Origin of the sequence: Prauserella sp. PE36 (assembly GCF_003311655.1) — a bacterium.
Lineage (GTDB): Bacteria > Actinomycetota > Actinomycetes > Mycobacteriales > Pseudonocardiaceae > Prauserella_A > Prauserella_A endophytica.
On sequence record NZ_QEQT01000063.1, the window covers coordinates 244,157 to 263,676 of the forward strand.

Consider the following 19,520-nt stretch of genomic DNA (forward strand, 5'->3'; position numbering starts at 1 on the left):
AGTGGTGGCCCGCCGAACGACGATAGGGGTGTGACGGAACCACGGATACGGCCCGATCCGGCGTTCGCGCTGCTCAGCATGTACGAGGACGTGCTGCCGGAGGTGTACGGCTACCTGTTGTCCCGTTGCGGGAACCGGACGCTCGCCGAGGAGCTGACGTCGGAGACGTTCCTCGGCGCGGTGAGCGCGTGCCGCAGGCCGGGCGCACCGCCGGTGAGCACGGGATGGCTCATCGGCATCGCCCGGCACAAGCTCGCCGACCACTGGCGCGCGCAGGAGCGGGAGGACCGCAAGCTCCGGCTCGTCCACGACGCCGGGGACGAGCGCGTCGATCCGTGGGAAGCCGAGCTCGACGCGCTGCGGGCCCGGCAGGTGCTCGCGCGGCTGCGACCGCAGCACCGGGCCGCGCTGACTCTGCGCTACCTCGACGGGCTCAGCGTTCCCGAGGTCGCCGAGCACCTGGCGCGCACGGTGCACGCCACGGAGGCACTACTGGTGAGGGCCCGGACCGCGTTCCGACGCCACTACGAGGGGAAGGAGGGTAGCGATGACTGACGCGTTCGATGCCCTCTTCCGCCCGCACCAGCCCATCGAACCGGACCCCGGCTTCGCCGCCGAGCTGCGCGAGGCGCTGCGGGCCGCGGTACTGCAGGAAGGAAGGGACGACGACATGACCACCGCAGAGGCACCCGCGCGGGCCGAGACGCACGCGCTGACCCCCTATCTCGCCGTGACCGATGCGCGCGCGGCGCTGGACTTCTACGTCGAGGTGTTCGGCGCGAGCCGCCGCGCGGAGCCGATCGTGATGCCGGACGGCAAGGTCGGCCACGCCGAGGTCGCGATCGGCGACTCGGTGCTGATGCTCGCCGAGGAGTTCCCCGAGATCGGCCACACCGTCGCCACGTCGGGCGGGGCGTCGATCCGGGTCGAGGTCGAAGACGTCGCCGCCGCCGTAGAGCGCGCGGTGGAGCTGGGCGCCGAGCGGCTCGGCGAGGTGGAGGACCGCGGGCACGGTCTGAACGGCCGGATCCGCGACCCGTTCGGGCAGCGCTGGCTGCTCGCGCAGGCGCCGAGGCGATCGTCGGCGGGCGCACCGCGGCCCGCGCACGGCCACGCCGCGTACTTCACGTTCACCATTCCCGACGACGAACTGGCGAAGACGTTCTACGGCACGGTGCTGGGCTGGCAGTTCGGCGAGGGCTCCGTGGCCAGGGCGTGGCGCGTCGAGGGCAGCGGCCTGCCCGACTCGGGGCTGTGGGGCGGGCAGCCGTACGCGGGCTGGAAGATGATGTACGCCGTCGACGATCTCGACGCGGCCGTGGAGCGGGTGCGCACGGTCGGCGGCGAGGTGCACGAGGTCAAGCAGGAGCCCTACGGCCGCACCGCCGACTGCGTCGACAACCAGAACGTCGAGTTCTGGCTCTGGCAGCCCTAGCCCCGGCACCCACCCCTCCCCTGCAGTGAAGGCCACCTTCACTGCGTTGAACGCAGGCATGGTGGCCTTCACTGCAGACGGGGCTAGCGGCCGACGGCGTAGCCCTGCATGCCCCTCGCGTTGGCGGCGGCGCGCAGGATGCCGGTGGCGCGGTCGCGGGACACCGCGGAGAGACGGCCGAGCGCCCACGGCCCCGCGTCCACCACGTCGTGCCCGCGCTCGCGCAGCGCCCGCAGCGCGACCTCGCCGACGCGCGACTCCACCACGAGCTCCTTCGGCGTCCACGCCCTCGGGTAGAAGGAGCTGGGGAACGCCGTGGTGTGCCACGCGGGCGAGTCGATCGACTCCTGCAGGTTCAGTCCACCGAGGGTGTGGGCGAGCCAGAAACACAGCTGCCACTGATCCTGCTGGTCGCCGCCGGGCGTGCCGAACGCGATCACCGGCTCGCCGTCGCGCAGCGCCATCGAGGGCGACAGCGTGATTCTGGGCCGCTTGCCGGGGGCCAGCGAGTTGGGCAGGCCCTCCTCGAGCCAGAACATCTGTGCCCGCGAGTCGAGACAGAAGCCGAGCTCCGGGATGGTCGGCGACGACTGGAGCCAGCCGCCCGACGGCGTCGCGGACACCATGTTCCCGTCGGCGTCCACCACGTCGATGTGCACGGTGTCGCCGCGCACCTGCCCCTGCGGGCCCACGGTCGGTTCTCCGATCGCGCCGCCGCCCGCCGGCACGCCACACGTCTCGGCGATGATCTTCGGCAGCGTCGGGTCCGCGCCGCCGGGGCGCAGCTCGCCGCTCGCCTCGTCGCCGATCAGCGCCCTGCGCTGCTCGGCGTACTCGCGGGAGAGCAGCCACTCCAGCGGCACGTCGCCCGTATCGCCGTAATAGGCCTCCCGGTCGGCGAACGCGAGCTTCGCCGCCTCCGCGGCTAGGTGGATGGTCCGCGCGGTCGGCACACCGTCCACATAAGACAACTCGTCGCGGAGCCCCTCCAGGATGCGCAGTTGTTGCGCGAGCACGGGGCCCTGCGTCCAGCCGCCGCACTTCACGAGGCTCCACTCGCCGAAGTCGGTGACCAGCGCGTCCTCGTAAGAAGCCTCCCAGCCCGCGAGGTCGTCGGCCGTGAGCAGGCCTGGGTGATCGCGGCCGGAGTCGTCGCGGAAAGCGGTGCGGCTGAAGGAGTCCACCGCCTCGGCGACGAAGCCGTGTGACCACGCGCGGCGCGCGGCGTCGATCTGGGCCTCGCGGCCGGACACGGCCTCGGCCTCGGCAAGCAACCTCTGCCAGGTGCGCGCGAGCGTCGGGTTGCGGTGCAGCGAGCCGGGGGCGGGCGCCTCACCGCCGGGCAGCCACAGCTGCGCCGAGGTGGTCCAGTGGTGTGCGAAGAGCTCGGCGACGGTGTCGATGGTCTCGGTGATGCGGCCGACCACCGGCACGCCGTTCCAGGCGTACGAGATCGCGTGGCCCAGCACCTCGCGCAGGCTCTTGGTGCCGTGGTCGCGCAGCATGAGCAGCCACGCGTCCCACGCGCCGGGCACGGTCGCCGCGAGCAGCCCACTGCCGGGGATGAGGTCGAGGCCCAGGTCGGCGAAGTGCCGTGGGGTCGCCGCGGCGGGCGAGACGCCCTGTCCGCACAACACCTTGGGCGTGCGGTCGCTCGCGGTCACGAAGATCGCGGGCACCTGCCCACCCGGTCCGTTGAGGTGCGGCTCGGCAACCTGCAACACGAAGCCTGCCGCCACGGCCGCGTCGAAGGCGTTACCGCCGTCCTCGAGGACGGCCATGCCTGCGGCGGAGGCGAGCCAGTGGGTCGAGGCGACCATGCCCCGCGTACCGGCGAGCTCAGGTCTGGTGGTGAACACGTCCTGAACCCTACGGGCGGACGCTTCGTTCGCTCAACTAACGGAAGTGACGCGTGCCCCGGCTCGCGGTCGCCCGACGCCCTGCCAGCTCAGCCCGGCGTCGAGCACCGTGCGGGGTTCCAGCAGGTTACGGGTGTCCACAACGGCGTCACCGTGCATCAACTCCGCCACGTACGCCCAGTCGAGCCGGGTGAACTCTGGCCATTCGGTGAGCACGACCACAACGTCGGCACCCTTCGCCACCTGGTAGGCGTTGTCCACCACGAGCATGCCGGGCAGCTCGCCCTTCACCGCGGGGTCGTACGCCGTCACCTCGGCGCCGTGCGCGCACAGCACCGACGCGATGGACAGCGCGGGCGAGTCACGCAGGTCGTTGGTCCCGGCCTTGAACGCCAGCCCCAGCAGACCGATGCGGGCGCCCGAGAGCCTGCCACCGACCGCGCCCGCGATCTTGGCGATCACGCGGTCGCGCTGGGCGATGTTCTCCTCCACCGCCGCGTCGAGCAGCTCGAAGTCGAACCGCACCGACTCGGCGATCCTGAGCAGCGCGCTGGTGTCCTTCGGCAGGCACGAGCCGCCCCAGCCGGGCCCCGGCCGCAGGAACGACCGCCCGATGCGCCGGTCGTAGCCCATCCCGAGCGTCACCGGCTCGATGTCGGCGCCGAGCCGCTCGCACAGCTCGGCGATGGCGTTGACGTAGGAGAGCTTCATCGCGAGGAAGCAGTTGGCTGCGTACTTCACCAGCTCGGCACTGGCGGCATCGGTGACCACAGCGGGCGCGCCGAGGTCGGCGTAGAGATCGGCGACCCAGTCGGCGGCGCCAGGTGTGTCGGAGCCCACGACGATCCGGTCGGGCCCGAGGAAGTCGGACACCGCGGTGCCCTCGCGGAGGAACTCCGGGTTGGAGACCACCGGCAGGTCCGGCCTGCCGGTCAGCTCCTGGATCCGGCGGGCGGTGCCGACGGGCACGGTCGACTTGGTGATCAGTGCGCACCCGCTGGGCAGCACGTCGGCGATCTCGGCCACCACCTGCTCCACCGCCCGCAGGTCCGCCGCGCCGCCCGCGCCCATCGGCGTCGGCACGCACAGGAAGACCCCGTCGGCGTCGCGCACGGCCTCTCTGGCGCCGACGACGAAGGACAGGTTGCCGCTGGTGAGACCGCGGGCGACCAGCTCGGCCAGGCCCGGCTCCATGATGTCGACCCTGCCCGCGGCGAGCCTGGCGACCTTCGATTCGTCCACATCGGCGCAGGTCACCAGGTGACCCAGACTGGCAAGGCACGCACCGGTGGTGAGTCCGACGTAGCCGGTGCCCACCACCACGATTCGAGCTGCGCTCATATACCGACGGTCACACCCGCAGTTGACCTGCGAGCGAACACGGGGGGAACCAGCAGGCGGCCATTCGTCAACGAATGGCCTCGGGACCCGTCACGCGAACGAGCGTTAACCTGGTGCCGGATTCAGCAGGGGTGAGAAAGGAAGACCATGCAGATCACCGACACCGCGGCCATCGTCACGGGTGGCGCGTCCGGCCTCGGCGGCGCCACGGCACGGGCACTCGCAGAGCAGGGCGCGCGCGTCTTCGCGCTCGACCTCGCCGCCGCGATCGAGAAGGCCGAGCAGGTCGACGGCGTCACGTACGTCGAGGCCGACGTGACCGACCCCGAGCAGGTGCGCGCCGCGGTAGAACAGGCGGCGGGCTCAGGCGTTCCGCTGCGCACCGTCGTGAACTGCGCCGGCATCGGCCCCTCCGCGCGCATCCTGTCGAAGAAGGGCCCGCACGACCTCAACCTGTTCCGCAAGGTCGTCGAGGTCAATCTCATCGGCACGTTCAACGTCGTCACCGTCGCCGCCGAAGCGATGGCCAAGACCGAGCCGCTTGCCGACGACCAGCGCGGCGTCATCATCAACACGGCGTCGGTCGCCGCCTACGACGGGCAGATCGGCCAGATCGCCTACTCGGCCTCCAAGGGCGGCGTCGTCGGCATGACCCTGCCCGCCGCGCGCGACCTCGCCTCGCACGGCATCCGCGTGATGACGATCGCACCCGGCATCATCGACACCCCGATGCTGGCGACGGTGAGCGACGAGTTCCGCGCGGGTCTCGCCGCGGGCGTGCCGTTCCCGAAGCGGCTCGGCCGTCCCGACGAGTACGCGCAGCTGGCGCTCTACATCGTCCAGCACGACTACCTGAACGGTGAGGTGATCCGGCTGGACGGTTCGCTGCGGATGGCGCCGCGCTAGACGGCCTACAGGTCTCCCATGAAGGGGACGTCCCGCATGGCCGGGCCGGTCATCCACTCGCGGAGGGTGTGGGTGGCCAGCACGTCGTCCTCGTTGTAGCGCAGCAGCCGTTCACGCTGGGCGGGATCGGGAACCCCGCCGTCCATGCCCACCGCGTCGCGGTACCAGCGCATCGACGCCTCGCCGCCGGCTTCCGGGTCCCGCCACCGGAAGCCGGCGACGGGTGCGACGACCTTGAGTCCCTTGCCGTGTGAGCACAGGAACTGGTCGGAGACGCTGCGGAAGAGGTCCACCCACTCCTCGGAGTCCACGAAGGACCGCAGCTCGTCCTTCGACGGAACGCCTGCCATGCCCGCGAAACGCTCGACCGACGCGAACAGCCAGCGGTTCTCGGCGAGCGCGTTGTAACAGTAGGCGCGGAAGCTCAGCCCCGCGGCAGCCGTTCGCGCACGCACGTCGGACAGCCACGTCCAGAACTCCGCGAACGAGCGCGCCTCGTCCACAGTGGGCAGTGGCTCCCACGTCGCGAAGGCGCGGTAGCCCGGTTCCACGCCGATGTCGGCGCCGCTGAGCAGGCAACCCCACAGGTACGCGCCGGAGTCGCCGAAGCTCTCCATGTCGATGTCCACCTCGACGTCGGCGCGTGGCACGGTGACGTCGGCGACGCGGCGCACCACCGTCAGGTCGGCGAGCCAGGCCCGCGCGAGCGCGACCGCGTCGACGAACGTGGTGCCCGTCCACTGGATCGGCGACTCGTCGGCCACGTCCAGGGCGGCGAGCTTGTCGACCGTGCCGACGCCTGCCTTGCGCAGCTCCACCGCGTCCTCGCCGCGCACCACGAGGCTCACGTCCCTGATCCGCGTGAGATCCGCCTCGCACACCGGCCACCACGGACAGCGGCGGCACTCCAGGACCCGCGACGGCTCGGCGAGGGCTTCCCGGCGCTCGGCGGCGGCGCGGGCGACGGCGAGCCGGTCGGCGAAGCGATCGTCGTACTCCTCCAGTGTGCTGCGGCCGCCCGGCCACGTCGGTGCGCCGAGGTCGTGCCACACCACCACGTCGGCGTCGAGCCCGATGACCCCGCCGAGCGCCCTGCCGCCCTCGGCGTGGCCCGCGGCCTCCAGCAGGCGCCGGAGGTGGGCGAGGCGGAGCTGGTCACGTGGGTGCGAACGGAGCTTGCGCTCCGGGTCGGTGCGCGCGTTGTCCGGGTCGAGGTCGGTCATCGGCGCCGTGCGCGCGCCCTCGCCGGGGTCGGTGATGCGGTGCCGCACCACCAGGACCGGCACGTAACCCCCGGCCGTGCGCACGAGCAGCTCGACACCGCCGCGCCTGCCGCCCTCGGTGTCGACCGGCAGCAGCCCACCCCAGACGAACGGGACGCGCTCCTCCAGCGCCGTCATCGTCAGGCCCACCCGATCGGATGGCGGCAGGTCGGGCGGAACCACCGTCCACGGCGCGCCGGTGGCCGCGCGCAACCGCTCCGCGATCTCGGCGCGGTGAGCCCTCGCGTCGGCGATCCGCTGCTCAGCGGCCGGATCCGGCGGGGCGAGCGGGACGTCGCGCAAGCTCGGATCATTGTCGAGGTGCACGCGCCGACGGCAGCGGGTCACCACTCCCGCGTCCAGCAGCACCTCGTTTGCCATACGCTCACTGTATGAGAGGGCACCGACACTCCCGAGACAAGGCCGCCGAGCCCGCCGGAAACGTCGAGCACGAGTCCGCACTGACGCCGAAGAAGGCCAAGAACGCCGTGCGCGTGGCCAAGGTGATCATCCCCGCCGCGGTGCCGGTGGTGGCCCCGCTCGCCGTCCGGGCGGCCGGTGCCGCGAGAGACGCCTACGACCGCTACCAGGCGCGTCGCATGGGGATCAGCGTCGAGCAGCTCAGCGAGTACACCGGCCGGGGTGGCGCGCTGCTCGCCCGCATCGCGGGCGCCGCAGACGGGCTCACCGAGCTGCGCCGCTCCCCCAAGGTCACCGACGACGACCTGACCTTCGCCGAGCGCGGCCAGTCGACCCTCGAACAGCTCGCCGCGTCGGTGCGGGCCGCCGAGCGGATGCCCGCCGCACGCCGCAAGGCCGCCCACCGGGCCGTCGCCGCGGAGCTGGAACACATCGAGTCCCAGCTCCTCCACCGCCTCGGCATCTAGCCCAACATGCAGTGAAGGCCACCTTCACTGCGCCCACCCGTCTCCCCCCACCGCCCAAGAGGAGACGCTGCGCGCCACTGCGTCAATTCCACGCAGTGATGGTGGCCTTCACTGCAGTCGGCAAGTGGGCTAGAAGGGGCGGTCGCCCGCGATGGCGACCCGCTCGGCGACGCGTGGGTGCGGCGCGTAGTCGTTCACCGCGTAGTGCTGGGTGGCGCGGTTGTCCCAGAAGGCCACCGCGTTCTCGGTCCAGCGGAACCGCACCTGGTACTCCGGCACGTGCGCCTGCGTGAAGAGGTAGTGCAGCAGGCGGTCGCTCTCGTCCCGGTCCATCCCCACGATGTGGGTGGTGAAGGACTGATTGACGAACAGCGTGCGCCTGCCCGTCTCCGGGTGCCTGCGCACAACCGGGTGCTCGACCGGCGGGAACTGCTCCTGCCAGCGCGCGAGCACCTCCGGGTCGGAGAACCGGTCGAAGCCTGGCAGGTAGTCGTGCACCGCCTTGAGGCCGTCGATGCGGGCCTTCACGTCCTCGGGCAGGTTGTCGTACGCCGCCGCCATGTCGGCCCACATCGTGTCACCGCCAACCGGCGGCACGGTCACGAGCCGCAGCACCGAGCCCAGCGCCGGGTTGGGCCGGAACGTGACGTCGGTGTGCCAGATGTTCTCGAAGCCCGGCATCGCGGCGCTGCGCTCGAACCGCGTGACCTCTTCGGTGTCGCCCGCCGGGATGAACGGATTGGTCTCCAGCGGGCCCCAGTTGCGGGCGAACGCGCGCTGCTGCGCGGGCGTGATGTCCTGGTCGCGGAAGAACAGCACCTTCCACTCCAGCAGCGCGCGGTTGAGCTCCTCCCGCAGTTCGGGCGTCAGCGGCTCACCGAGGTCCACACCATCGATCTCGGCGCCGATGACGCGCCCGAGCGGACGCACCCCGAACAGCTCGTATGGCCTGGGCTCGACGCCCTCGGGCAGCCGGTTCAGCACCCGAGGGCCTTCGAGAATCCCGCCGGCGGGCACTCGTGCTTCGCGCAGGGCAGAGCGATCAGACAATTCCAGAGTCATGCGAATTTATTCCTTACTGTCAAAAACAAATGGGATCCGGAATGGCCTCAGCACGGCGGCGAGCCGAGGCGGCCGCGCCGCAGCAGCAGGGCACAGATTCCGGAGTGCTCCCAGACAGCAGGCATGTCGCCATGATTCCAGAGATCGCTCAGTTGATGAAGCCCTTCTCGATCATCCAGTCGCGGGCGACCTTCGCCGGGTCCTCCCCGTCCACGTCGACCCGCTTGTTGAGCTCGATGATCTCGTCGTTGTTCAGCGCCTCGGTGACCGGCGCCATCACGTCCGCGATCTGCGGGTACTGGTCGAGGAACTCCTTGCGCAACGTGACGGACGCGTTGTACTGCGGGAAGAACTTCTTGTCATCCTGCAGCACCCGCAGGTTCAGCCCCGCGATCCGGCCGTCGGTGGTGAAGACCTCACCGAACTTGCACGTGCCGCCCGCGATGGCGCTGTAGATCGCCCCGGTGCCGAACGTCTTCGTGGTCGTGACGTCGAAGCCGTACGTCTTCTGCACGCCGGGCATGCCGTCGGGCCTGCTCGCGAACTCCGTCTCCACGCAGAAGACGCCCTCCTGCGGGTTCTCCTTCAGGAAGTTCGTCATGTCCGTCGTGGTCTTCAGGTTGTGCTTCTGCGCGAAGGCCTCGGTGGTCGCGAACGCGTAGGTGTTGTTGACCTCCGAGTACGGCAGCCACACGATGCCGTTCTGCTCCAGGTCGGCCTTGCGCACCGCCTCGTACTGCGCGTCCTCCTCCGGCAACGGCTTGTCGTAGCCGAGGTAGGAGAGCCAGCCCGTGCCCGTGTACTCCCACTGCAGGTCGATCTGCCCGTCGATGAGGGCGTACCGGGAGCTGTTGGAGCCGTTGATGTTCGTCAGGTCGATGGCGTTGGCCCCTGCCGCCTCCAGCGCGAGCTCGGCGATGTAGCCGAGGATGATCTGCTCGGTGAAGTCCTTGGACCCCACTGTGACGTCGACGCCCTCCAGCTCCGGCACCGGCCGGATGGAGCCCGGCTGCACGTCGAACGGCAGCGCGGCGTTGACGGTGAGCCCGCACGCCGAGGTGGTGGCCATCAGCAGCGCGGCACCGAGGACCGCGCGCAGCTTGCGCCTCATGTCAGTCCCTTCGGTCCCAGGTACTCCTCCAACAGGGCGCCGACCCAGTCGACCAGCAGCGCAAGGCCGACCGCGAGCACCGCGCCGACGACGAGCACCGAGACCCGGTTGAGCTTGTAGCCGGTGTCGACGAGCTCGCCGAGCCCGCCGCCGTTGACGAAGAACGCCAGTGTGGCCGTGCCGACGGCGAGCACCAGCGACGTCCGCAGACCGGCGAGGATCAGCGGGACCGCCAGCGGCACCTCGATGCGGAACAGCACCCCGGAGGACGACATGCCGATGCCCTTGCCGGCGTCGACGAGCGCGGGGTCCACCGACTGGATGCCGACGATGGTGTTTCGCAGCACCGGAAGCAGCGAGTAGAAGGCGATCGGTAGCGCGGCGGCCCAAAGGCCGTCCCACTCCGTCCACAGGAAGAACAGCACCAGCACACCCAGCGCGGGCGCGGCCTGCCCGATGTTGGCGATGGCGATGAAGAGCGGCGCGACGGGCCTGGCCCACGACCGCGTGAGCACCATGCCGAGCGGCACGCCGATGCCGACGACGATCGCGGCGACGACGAGCGTGATCAGCACGTGCTCCCACGTCTTGTCGAGCAGCACGCCCGCCTGGATCGACTCGGCCTCGATGCTGTCGTTGGAGCGCGTGAACGCCCACACCAGCACGAGGCCGACGATCACCACGACCGCTACGGGCTGCGCGAACAGCCGCACCCGATCGGCCCGGCGCGAGCCGGACTCGGTGGAGAAGCCCTGGATCTCGGTGGTACTGCTCACGAGGCCGCGCTCCCGGCGTCGTGCTCCTCGCGCAGCTGCTGGATGGTGTCGGTCACCGTCGTGATGTCGATGGTGCCGACGTATTCGCCGCGCGAGCCCGTGACCACCGCGTTGCCGCCCTCGGACAGGATCGCCTCGAGCGCGTCCTGCAACGTGGACTGGGTGCTCACCATGTCGCCGACCGGCCTGCCGACGCTCGCCAGCGTGCTCGCCGTCGACAGGTCGCGAACGTGCACCCAGCGCTGCGGGCGTTTCCGCGCGTCGAGAACCAACGCGTAGGTCTTGCCCTTCTCGGTCATCTGCCTGCGCAGGTCCGACGGCGAGCTGTCCGGCGCGACGACCGTGAGCGCGTCGTCGTGGTAGTCGACGTCACGCACGCGCAGCAGCGTGAGCTGCTTGAGCGAGGCGCCTGCCCCTACGAAACCGGCCACCATGTCGTTGGCCGGGTTGGCGAGGATCGCCTCGGGGGTGTCGTACTGCTGGATCGTCGACTGGTCACCGAGGACGGCGATCTTGTCGCCGAGCTTCACGGCCTCGTCGAAGTCGTGGGTGACGAACACGATCGTCTTGCGCAGCTCCAGCTGCAGGCGCAGCAACTCGTCCTGCAGGTTGCCGCGCGTGATGGGGTCGACCGCGCCGAACGGCTCGTCCATCAGCAGCACCGGCGGGTCGGCCGCGAGCGCCCTCGCCACACCGACGCGCTGCTGCTGCCCACCGGAGAGCTGGCGCGGGTACCGGTCGCGGTACACGGCGGGGTCGAGTCCGACGAGGTCCATCATCTCGTCGACCCGGTCGGAGATCTGCTTCTTGTCCCAGTCGAGCAGGCCCGGCACCACCGCGATGTTCTGCGCCACGGTGAAGTGCGGGAACAGCCCCGCCTGCTGGATCGCGTAGCCCACCTTGCGGCGCAGGGCGTCGCCGTTGAGCTTGAGCGCGTCCTCCCCGCCGATGGTGATCCGGCCCGAGCTGGGCTCGATCAGGCGGTTGATCATTCGCATGGTCGTGGTCTTGCCGCAGCCCGAGGGGCCAACGAGGATCACGATCTTGCCGGCCGGGATCGTCATGGTGAAGTCCTTCACCGCGGGCTCCCGGGTGCCCGGGTAGCGCTTGGTGACGTTCTCCAGCTGGATCTCGACGCCACTGACGTTCTCAGCCACGGATACCCCTCGAGATGGTGAAGCGAGCGATGAGGAAATAGACGCCCTCGAGCAGCAGGGCGAGGATGACGACACCGAGCGTGCCCGCGAGCGCCTGGTTGGTCGCGTTGGCGCTGCCGGCCCGCGTCAGGCCGGAGAAGACCTCGCTGCCCAGGCCGGGACCCTTGGCGTATGCGGCGATCACCGCGATGCCCATCAGCATCTGGGTGGACACGCGCATCCCGGCAAGGATCGCCGGCCAGGCGAGTCGCAGCTCGACCCTCGTCAGCACGGCGGTCCGGCTCATCCCGATGCCCTTGGCGGCATCGGTAACGGCCGGGTCCACGCCGGCGAGGCCGACGATCGTGTTGCGGGTGATCGGCAGCAGCGCGTACAGCACGAGCGCGATCACGGTCGGCAGCGCCCCCAGCCCGAAGACGGGGATGAGCAGGCCGAGCAGCGCGAACGACGGGATGGTGAGGATCGTGCTGGCCAGTGCTGTGGCCACGGCAGAGCCGATCGGGCTGCGGTACACCGCGACGCCGATCAGCACGCCGATGACCGCGGCGATGAGCGTGGACTGCACGACTTCGCTGACGTGCAGCCACGCTTGCAGGGACAGCCGATCCCACCGGTCGGCTACGTAGTCGAGGAGATTCACGGCCTGCGGCTCCGGAACGGACGGCGCTTCCGCTTCTCCTCATCCGTCCGCTCGGCGTGGATGGCCTCGAGCGAACGCATCATCTCGTCCTCCTTGATCATCAGCGGGTCGTGCCGGAGGTCCCGATACACCGAGATACACAGACCCAGCATCACGATCACGAACGGAACGGCGACGAGGATCGTCAGGTATTGCAGACCCGTGAGCGCGCTGTCCCCGCCGACGAGGAGCATCACGGCGGCCACCGCACCGGTGAGCACACCCCAGAAGATCACCACGTTCTTCTTCGGCTCCACGGTGCCCTTCTGCGACAGCGTGCCCATGACCACCGACGCTGCATCGGCCCCGGACACGAAGAAGATCGACACGAGGAGCATCACGACCACGGCGATCGGCACGAACCACGGCAGGTGCTGCAGCAGTTCGAACGTCGCGGCCTCCTCACCGCCTGCGCCCGCGATGTCGACGCCGTTGCGCTGCTGGTCGATCGCGGCCCCACCGAAGATCGCGAACCAGATCAGGCTGACGACGCTCGGCACCGCGATGACACCGATGATGAACTGCCTGATGGTGCGGCCACGCGAGATGCGGGCGATGAACATGCCGACGAAGGGCGTCCAGGAGATCCACCAGGCCCAGTAGAAGACGGTCCAGCCGCCGAGCCAGGTCTGCATCTCCTCGCCGCCGGTGACGCCGGAGCGGCCGGACATCTCGGCGAGTTCGCGGAAGTAGTCGCCGATCGCGTTCGGCACGAGGTTGAGGATCAGCACCGTCGGGCCGACCACCAGAACGAACAGGGCGAGCACGGCAGCCAGCACCATGTTGATGTTGGACAGCCACTGGATGCCCTTGGCGACACCGGAGACAGCGGAGGCGATGAACGCCACGGTGAGCACGGCGATGATGCCGACGAGCAGGCCCGTGCCGGGGTTGTCGATCCAGTCGACGGCGGCCATGCCACCGCCCACCTGCAGTGCGCCGAGGCCGAGCGACGCGGCGGAGCCGAACAGGGTGGCGAAGATCGCCATCACGTCGATGGCCTTGCCGAGCGGGCCCTCGCTGCGCCGCTTGCCGATCAGCGGCTCGAACACGGCACTGATCAGCTGGCTGCGGCCGCGGCGGAACGTGCTGTAGGCGATCGCGAGACCCACGACGGCGTAGATGGCCCACGGGTGGACGGTCCAGTGGAACAGCGTCGTGGCCATCGCGGTGTGCACGGCCTCGTCGGAGTTCGGCACCGCGCTGCCCGGGGGCGGGCTGGCCAGGTGCGAGACCGGCTCGTACACGCCGAAGAACATCAGCCCGATGCCCATACCGGCGCTGAACATCATGGCGATCCACGACGCCGTGCGGAACTCGGGCTTCTCCTTGTCCTGGCCGAGCTTGATCCGGCCGTAACGGCTTATGGCCAGACACACGGCGAAGACGACGAACCCGGACGCGGTGAGCACGAAGGCCCAGCCGCCGTAGGGGATCACGGCTTTGTTGAGCAGGGTGTCGGTCACCGAGGCGAGACTGCTCGGCGAGGCGATGCCCCAGCCGACGATCGCGAGGGCGAGCACCGCGGCGATGCCGAACACCGTGCGGTCGGTCTCGGCGGGTCGGTCCGCCGCGACGACTGGAGGCACGTGCTCGTCTGGGCCGGGCCCGGCGGCGACGCCGGTCTCCTCCGGTGCGTTGGCCCGGTCGCCGTCGTCCACCACCGTCCGTGCCGCCAACCTGTCTTCTTCAGACTGTTCAGACATATGCACGCGCCTCGAGGAGGCGCGGCCTCCTTTCATAGCCGTTAACCCGTTCGGGTTAACACCCTAGGCCCCTGGGGGCGTTCCACAATCAGGTATGGGGCAGGACCCCGGCCGCCGATGTGGACATACCGTTGCCTATCCAGCGGAAATCAGCAACTGAGGACGCGCGGAATGTTGCGAAGTTTCGACAATCGGAATAGAGCGGCGGGTAGTGGCGTCGGCCCCGTTCCGCCCTCCAATACCCTAGGCGAGTGAGCAGATCCAGGCATTCTCGCAGCGCGTTACGGTTCGCGCGCGGCGTCCTGCTCGCGATCTCGTCGGCCGCGCTCACCACGAGTGCGCACGGTCTCGCCGATGGTGACCTGCCGCACCCCGCCACAACGGTCTTGCTGAGCGTGCTGATCGGCTGGGTGTCCACAGCGGCGGCCGACCGCACCCGTGGCCTGCCCGGCATCCTGTTCGTGCTCGGCAGCGCCCAGCTGGTGATGCACCTGGTGCTCACCGAGCTCTCCGGCCACGCGGCCAGTGGCGCGGGCATGACGCTGACCCATGCGCTCGCGACCGTAGGCACGGCGCTGCTGCTGGCCCACGCCGAGTCGATGCTGCTCGTGGCCGTCGCCACGCTGCGCCTGCTGCTGCCGAGGGTGTGGTCGCCGGCACCGGTGCCTTCCGCCACAGTGGCTCGCGCCACCGTCCGGCCCGCTGGTGGCACGCAGGTAGTCGACGTGCTGCTGCGCCGTGTCCACGGCAGGCGCGGCCCTCCGGCTCTCTCCTGAACACCTGCTTCGCCTTTCCCAGGATCCGAATTCGTTCAGGAGAGAACCCCTACATGTCGACACATCGATTCTTTCGGCGTGCGCTCGTGGCCTCGGCCACTCTCGGCGCGACCGGGCTCGCGACGGCCGGGATCGCCTCGGCGCACGTCACCGCCGACGTCTACGGCAGCCAGCCGGAGAAGGGCGGCTACGGCGCGATCGTGCTGCGCGTGCCCAACGAAGAGGCGCAGGCGGGCACGGTCAAGCTCGAGGTGACCATCCCCGCCGAGTACGCGATCAGCTCCGCCCGCACCAAACCCGTACCGGGCTGGAATGCGGAGGTCACCAAGAACGACGTGGTCAGCAAGATCACGTGGACCGCGCAGCCGGGCAACGAGATCCCGGCGGGCACCACGTCCTACCAGGAGTTCGCCTTCACGGCGGGCCCGCTGCCCGAGGACGTGGACACGCTCGTGCTGCCAGCGGCACAGACCTACTCCGACGGCAGCGTCGCCAACTGGAACCAGGAGGCCAAGGGCGACGAGGAGCCCGAGCACCCCGCGCCCACGGTCGAGCTGGCCGAACCCTCCGGTGACGGGCACGGGCACGGCGGCAGCGCAGAGCACGCCAGTACCGAGTCCGAGGCCGCCGAGGACACCCAGGCGGCGGCGAGCACCGACACCACGGCGCGCTGGCTCGGCGGCGCCGGCCTCGCCGTCGGCGCTCTCGGCGTCGGCTTCGGCGTGGGCGCGACCCTGCGAGCGCGGAAGCAGGGCCGGTCATGAGGCGGGCACTGGTCGTCGCGGGCATCGCGGTGCTGGCGCTGTTCGGCGGCGCCGGGGCCGCGGCCGCGCACAACACGCTCATCTCGTCCGACCCGGCCGAGGGCGCGCAGGTCGAGAGCGCGCCGAGCACGATCACGCTGACCTTCGACCAGGCCGTGCAGGAGGGCGACGTCAACGAGGTCGCGGTCACCGGGCCGGACGGCGGTCAGTACGCCGAGGGCACGGTGCGGGTCGAGCGCAACGTCGTGACCGCACCGGTGCGCCCGCTCGGCCCCGCCGGTGAGTACGTGATCGGCTACCGCATCCTGTCCGCAGACGGGCACCCGGTCTCCGAGGAGATCCGGTTCACCCTCACGCAGGCCGGTCAGGGCACGGGCGGCCCGCAGCCTCCGTCCTCGGTGGCCGCGGCACCGGACACGCCGCAGACGCAGGCGAACCAGGGCGAGGTCGCCGACTCGTCGTCCGGGGTGCCGGTGTGGGTGTGGATCGTGCTCGCCGCGGCGCTCCTCGTTGCCGGGGTGACGATCGCGCTGCGCATGGGCCGCGCACCGGAGAAGAAGTAGTCATGACCAGGGCCGAGACCACCTCGCCCGCCACGGCCGGCGTCCTGCTCGGCGTGCTCGCCTCGGCGCTCGCCGGTGTGCTCATCGGCATCGCGCTCACGGCGACCTCGCCGGTCAGCGGCATCACCGAGGTCAGCGAGGTGGTCTCGGTCGGCATCCCGATCGTGCGGGTGCTGCTCGACATCTCGGCGGTCACCGCCATCGGACTGGCCCTGCTGTCGGTGCTCGTGGGCTACGACCGGCCCAAGCTCACCGAACCGGTGCTCCGCCGCGCCCGCCCGGCCGCGGTCGCGGCGTCCCTGGCGTGGGCGGTCACCGCGCTCGTCACCCTCGTGCTGCAGACCGCCGAGTACCGGCCCGCGGCCGGCACGGTCGGCTTCGGTGACATCGCCGAATACGTCGGCGCGGTCGGGGCCGGCAAGGCGCTGCTGATCGTCGCCGTGCTCGCACTGGGGCTCATGGCGCTGAACGTGCTGGCCGTTCGCCACGGCGAGAAGGTGCCCGCCGAGGTCCGCGTGGGGCTCGGCTTGTTCGCGCTGCTGCCCCTTCCGGTCACCGGGCACGCCTCGAACTGGTCGTTCCACGACTACACGATGATCTCGATGGAGCTGCACGTCATGAGCGCCGTCGCCTGGACGGGCGGGCTCGGCGCGATGGCGACGCTGCTCGTCGGCAACCGCACGCTGCTCGCGTACGCCCTGCCCCGGTTCTCCAAGCTCGCGACGCTGTGCCTGGCGATCTCGGCGGCGACCGGGCTGTTCAACGGCCTGGTCGAGCTCAACCTCAACCCGACGATGGACCTCTGGACCGCGCTGTTCACCACGCCGTACGGCCAGCTCGTGCTGCTCAAGCTCGCGTGCACGGCAGCCATCGGCTGCTTCGGCGCGTACCTGCGCTTCCGGCTGCTGCCGAAGATCATGCGGCACCAGCGCACGGCGCTCGCGACGTGGGCGACGCTCGAGCTGATCGTGATGGGGCTCGCCTTCGGCTTCGCGGTGGTGCTGACCCGCGCGCCGGTCGCCTAGGCCGGGCGGTCTCACCTGCTGCGCCGTTCAGCCCAATTTGCTCTCTTTCGCGTATCCACACCCGCACTCTGGGCGATGATCGCGCACGGCGAAGTGTGCCTTCGGAGGAGTACGCGTGACGATCGACCGGTCCTTGCCACGGCAGCGAGGAAGCTCTGAAGCGACCGCCCCGAGAGGCACCGATTCGATCGTGCCGCGCCAGCTCAAGCGGCCACCGGCGCGGTTCACCAACCGCGCCGAGGAGCTCCAGCGCCTGCAGGACGCGCTAGCCTCGGCGGGCGGCCGCACCGTGGTCCAGGTGATCAGCGGCCCCGGCGGGATCGGCAAGACGGCCCTCGCGCTGCACTGGCTCACCGAGATCGAGAACCAGTTCCCCGGCGGCGCGCTGCAGGCGAGCCTCGGCGCGTTCGACCCCACCGGTCCCGTCGCCGTCGGCGAGGTGCTCGGCCAGTTCCTGCGTGCGCTCGGCGTGCCGGGCAGCCGCGTACCCGTCGACGTCGAGGAGCAGGGCGGGCTGTACCGCACGCTCACCGCGTCGGTCCCGATGCTGGTGCTGCTCGACAACGCGGGTTCAGAGGCGCAGGTGCGGCCGCTGATCCCGGCCGCGCCCGGCAGTCTCGTCGTGGTCACCAGCAGGCGGCCGCTCGGCGGTCTCGCCGTGGACGAGGGCGCGGAGCTGCTCGCGCTGGATCCCCTGAGCGCCGAGCATTCCATGACCCTTTTGCGGGACACACTCGGCGTCGATCGCGTGGATACTGAACGTGCACATGCCACGACGATCGTCCGTCTCACCGCGGGCCTGCCGATCGCGCTGTGTTCGGTGGCTGGGCGGCTGGTGGCCAAGCCGAAGGCGACGCTGGCACGGACTGCCTCCGAGCTGAGCGTGGGCCGGCGACGGCTCTCGGTGCTCTCGGCGGGCAAAGAGGGAGACTCCGTGCAGGCGTCGTTCGATCTCGCCTACCAGGCGCTGCCGGCGGAGGCCGCGAGGGCCTACCGCTTGCTGGGGCTGCACCCGGGCGCCGAGTTCAGTGAGGGCGTGGCCGCAGCCGCCGTGAACGGCTCCGTCGCGGCGACGCGGCGGCTGCTCGACGAGCTCGTCGAGGTCAACATGGTCACCGAGCCGGAGGACGGCCGCTACGCCTTCCACGACCTGTACCGGCTGCACGCCGTCGAGAAGGCCGAGGAGCACGAGAGCGGCGACGAGCGAAGGGACGCCCAGCTGCGGATCCTCGAGTGGTACCTGCGCGCAGCGCGCTCGACCGCTCATCTCGTGACCCCCGACCAGGAGCCGCTGCCCTACGAGTACGCGAGCAGGCGGCCCGACGCCGCGTCGCTGCCCGCCGAGGACGAGGCACTCGACTGGCTGGAGCGCGAGCGCACCAACGTCTTCGCCGCGATGCAGGCGGCTGCCCAGCTCGACCACCCTGAGCTGGCCTGGCACCTCGGCGACGCCATGTGGCCGCTGTTCCTGCTCCGCAAGCACTACCGCGACTTCCTGACCGTGAGCCAGCTCGGCGTGCGGTGCGCTCAGCAGTGGGGCAACGCGGACGCCGAGGTGATCATGCTCAACCGGTGCGGCGCCGCGTGCCGGGGCGCCGGCCGGTTCGACGAGGCCGTCGAGCACTACAGCGCCGCGCTGCGAAGGCTGCGACCGGACGGCGACCAGGTACCCGGGATCAGGTCGGTCGAAGGGCTCGGCCTGGTCGCGCTGGCGCAGGGCAGGCTCGAGGACGCGCACCGCGAGTTCACCGACGACCTGCGCCGCTCCCGAGAGCTGAAGCGGCCACACGATGTCGCGCTCGCACAGGTCAACCTCGGCGTGACGCTGACGAGGCTGGGCCGGACCGGCGAGGCGATCGAACAGCTCGAACAGGCCAAGGCACTGCTGGCCGAGCAGGGCGACGGCTACAACGTGGCCAGGGCCGGGATCGACCTCGCCCGCGCGCTGGCGCTGGACGGCCGGACGGCCGAGGCGACCGAGCACGTCACCGAGGCGCGCGAGGTGATGCGGCAACGCGGGTCGGCGTTCGAGGAGGCCAGGGCCATGCAGGTGCTCGCGGAGGTGGCCGAGTCGGCGGGCCGTGCGGACGAGGCCAGGCAGCGCTACGAGGCGGTGCTGCCGATCTACACCGAACTCGGCAGGCCCGAGGCGAGCGAGGTGCGGGAGCGGCTACGGCAGGTGGAAAACCCCAGCTAGTGACGCTGTGTGGC

General features: G+C 70.6%; 18 protein-coding genes. 9 read left to right on the forward strand and 9 right to left on the reverse strand.

Annotated features, from left to right (window positions below; all coding sequences use genetic code 11):
• Positions 1-30: 30 nt before the first annotated feature.
• Both DI005_RS16905 and DI005_RS16910 read left to right on the forward strand, forming a co-directional pair.
• Positions 31-555, forward strand: coding sequence for an RNA polymerase sigma factor (locus DI005_RS16905; RefSeq protein ID WP_112266007.1), 525 nt, complete (start codon positions 31-33; stop codon positions 553-555).
• A complete protein-coding gene (locus DI005_RS16910) occupies positions 548-1,435 on the forward strand; it encodes a VOC family protein (protein ID WP_113642753.1) in 888 nt (295 codons plus the stop codon). Before DI005_RS16905 ends, DI005_RS16910 begins: the two co-directional genes overlap by 8 nt.
• Before the next feature lie 83 nt (positions 1,436-1,518).
• Here the strand turns inward: DI005_RS16910 and DI005_RS16915 are convergent, their stop codons facing one another.
• Together DI005_RS16915 and DI005_RS16920 are read right to left on the reverse strand one after the other, a co-directional pair.
• Positions 1,519-3,294, reverse strand: a complete 1,776-nt coding sequence (locus DI005_RS16915) for a gamma-glutamyltransferase family protein (RefSeq protein ID WP_113642754.1) — start codon at positions 3,292-3,294, stop codon at positions 1,519-1,521.
• Positions 3,295-3,327: 33 nt separating this feature from the next.
• Positions 3,328-4,635 (reverse strand): UDP-glucose/GDP-mannose dehydrogenase family protein, encoded by a 1,308-nt coding sequence (locus DI005_RS16920; protein ID WP_112266001.1) that lies wholly within the window; start codon positions 4,633-4,635, stop codon positions 3,328-3,330.
• Positions 4,636-4,782: 147 nt separating this feature from the next.
• Between DI005_RS16920 and DI005_RS16925 the strand changes: the two genes are divergently transcribed.
• Entirely contained in the window at positions 4,783-5,541 is a 759-nt protein-coding gene (locus tag DI005_RS16925; RefSeq protein ID WP_113642755.1) for an SDR family NAD(P)-dependent oxidoreductase, read from the forward strand.
• 5 nt (positions 5,542-5,546) lie between these two features.
• Here DI005_RS16925 and DI005_RS16930 read toward each other — a convergent pair whose 3' ends face one another.
• A complete protein-coding gene (locus DI005_RS16930; RefSeq protein ID WP_113642756.1) occupies positions 5,547-7,184 on the reverse strand; it encodes a TM0106 family RecB-like putative nuclease in 1,638 nt (545 codons plus the stop codon).
• Positions 7,185-7,195: 11 nt separating this feature from the next.
• On the opposite strand from DI005_RS16930, the gene DI005_RS16935 reads away from it, so the two are divergent.
• The gene (locus DI005_RS16935) at positions 7,196-7,690 is read left to right on the forward strand and encodes a DUF6474 family protein (RefSeq protein WP_112265995.1); all 495 of its coding nucleotides are present in this window, start codon (positions 7,196-7,198) and stop codon (positions 7,688-7,690) included.
• A 129-nt stretch (positions 7,691-7,819) separates the two neighbouring features.
• Here the strand turns inward: DI005_RS16935 and DI005_RS16940 are convergent, their stop codons facing one another.
• The 6 genes from DI005_RS16940 to DI005_RS16965 all read right to left on the reverse strand — a co-directional run bounded on the left by DI005_RS16940 (position 7,820) and on the right by DI005_RS16965 (position 14,181).
• Positions 7,820-8,752, reverse strand: coding sequence for a TauD/TfdA family dioxygenase (locus tag DI005_RS16940; protein WP_113642757.1), 933 nt, complete (start codon positions 8,750-8,752; stop codon positions 7,820-7,822).
• A gap of 148 nt (positions 8,753-8,900) precedes the next feature.
• Complete coding sequence (locus DI005_RS16945; RefSeq protein ID WP_112265991.1) at positions 8,901-9,863, reverse strand: glycine betaine ABC transporter substrate-binding protein; 963 nt, start codon at positions 9,861-9,863, stop codon at positions 8,901-8,903.
• Positions 9,860-10,639, reverse strand: a complete 780-nt coding sequence (locus DI005_RS16950) for an ABC transporter permease (RefSeq protein ID WP_112265989.1) — start codon at positions 10,637-10,639, stop codon at positions 9,860-9,862. The genes DI005_RS16945 and DI005_RS16950 overlap by 4 nt, the downstream gene beginning before the upstream one ends.
• A complete protein-coding gene (locus tag DI005_RS16955; protein ID WP_112265987.1) occupies positions 10,636-11,796 on the reverse strand; it encodes an ABC transporter ATP-binding protein in 1,161 nt (386 codons plus the stop codon). Before DI005_RS16955 ends, DI005_RS16950 begins: the two co-directional genes overlap by 4 nt.
• Positions 11,789-12,436, reverse strand: a complete 648-nt coding sequence (locus DI005_RS16960; RefSeq protein ID WP_110334393.1) for an ABC transporter permease — start codon at positions 12,434-12,436, stop codon at positions 11,789-11,791. Before DI005_RS16960 ends, DI005_RS16955 begins: the two co-directional genes overlap by 8 nt.
• Positions 12,433-14,181, reverse strand: coding sequence for a BCCT family transporter (locus DI005_RS16965; RefSeq protein ID WP_112265984.1), 1,749 nt, complete (start codon positions 14,179-14,181; stop codon positions 12,433-12,435). The genes DI005_RS16960 and DI005_RS16965 overlap by 4 nt, the downstream gene beginning before the upstream one ends.
• 251 nt (positions 14,182-14,432) lie before the next feature.
• Here DI005_RS16965 and DI005_RS16970 point away from each other — a divergent pair, with 251 nt between their 5' ends.
• From DI005_RS16970 to DI005_RS16990, 5 genes are all read left to right on the forward strand, one after another.
• Positions 14,433-14,957, forward strand: coding sequence for a hypothetical protein (locus DI005_RS16970; RefSeq protein WP_233520166.1), 525 nt, complete (start codon positions 14,433-14,435; stop codon positions 14,955-14,957).
• A gap of 53 nt (positions 14,958-15,010) precedes the next feature.
• Entirely contained in the window at positions 15,011-15,721 is a 711-nt protein-coding gene (locus tag DI005_RS16975) for a YcnI family protein (RefSeq protein WP_113642758.1), read from the forward strand.
• Entirely contained in the window at positions 15,718-16,284 is a 567-nt protein-coding gene (locus tag DI005_RS16980; RefSeq protein ID WP_113642759.1) for a copper resistance CopC family protein, read from the forward strand. Before DI005_RS16975 ends, DI005_RS16980 begins: the two co-directional genes overlap by 4 nt.
• A gap of 2 nt (positions 16,285-16,286) precedes the next feature.
• On the forward strand, positions 16,287-17,309 hold the full coding sequence (locus DI005_RS16985) for a copper resistance D family protein (protein ID WP_112265978.1): 1,023 nt from the start codon (positions 16,287-16,289) through the stop codon (positions 17,307-17,309).
• A 190-nt stretch (positions 17,310-17,499) separates the two neighbouring features.
• Complete coding sequence (locus DI005_RS16990) at positions 17,500-19,506, forward strand: tetratricopeptide repeat protein (protein ID WP_233520167.1); 2,007 nt, start codon at positions 17,500-17,502, stop codon at positions 19,504-19,506.
• Positions 19,507-19,520: the final 14 nt, after the last annotated feature.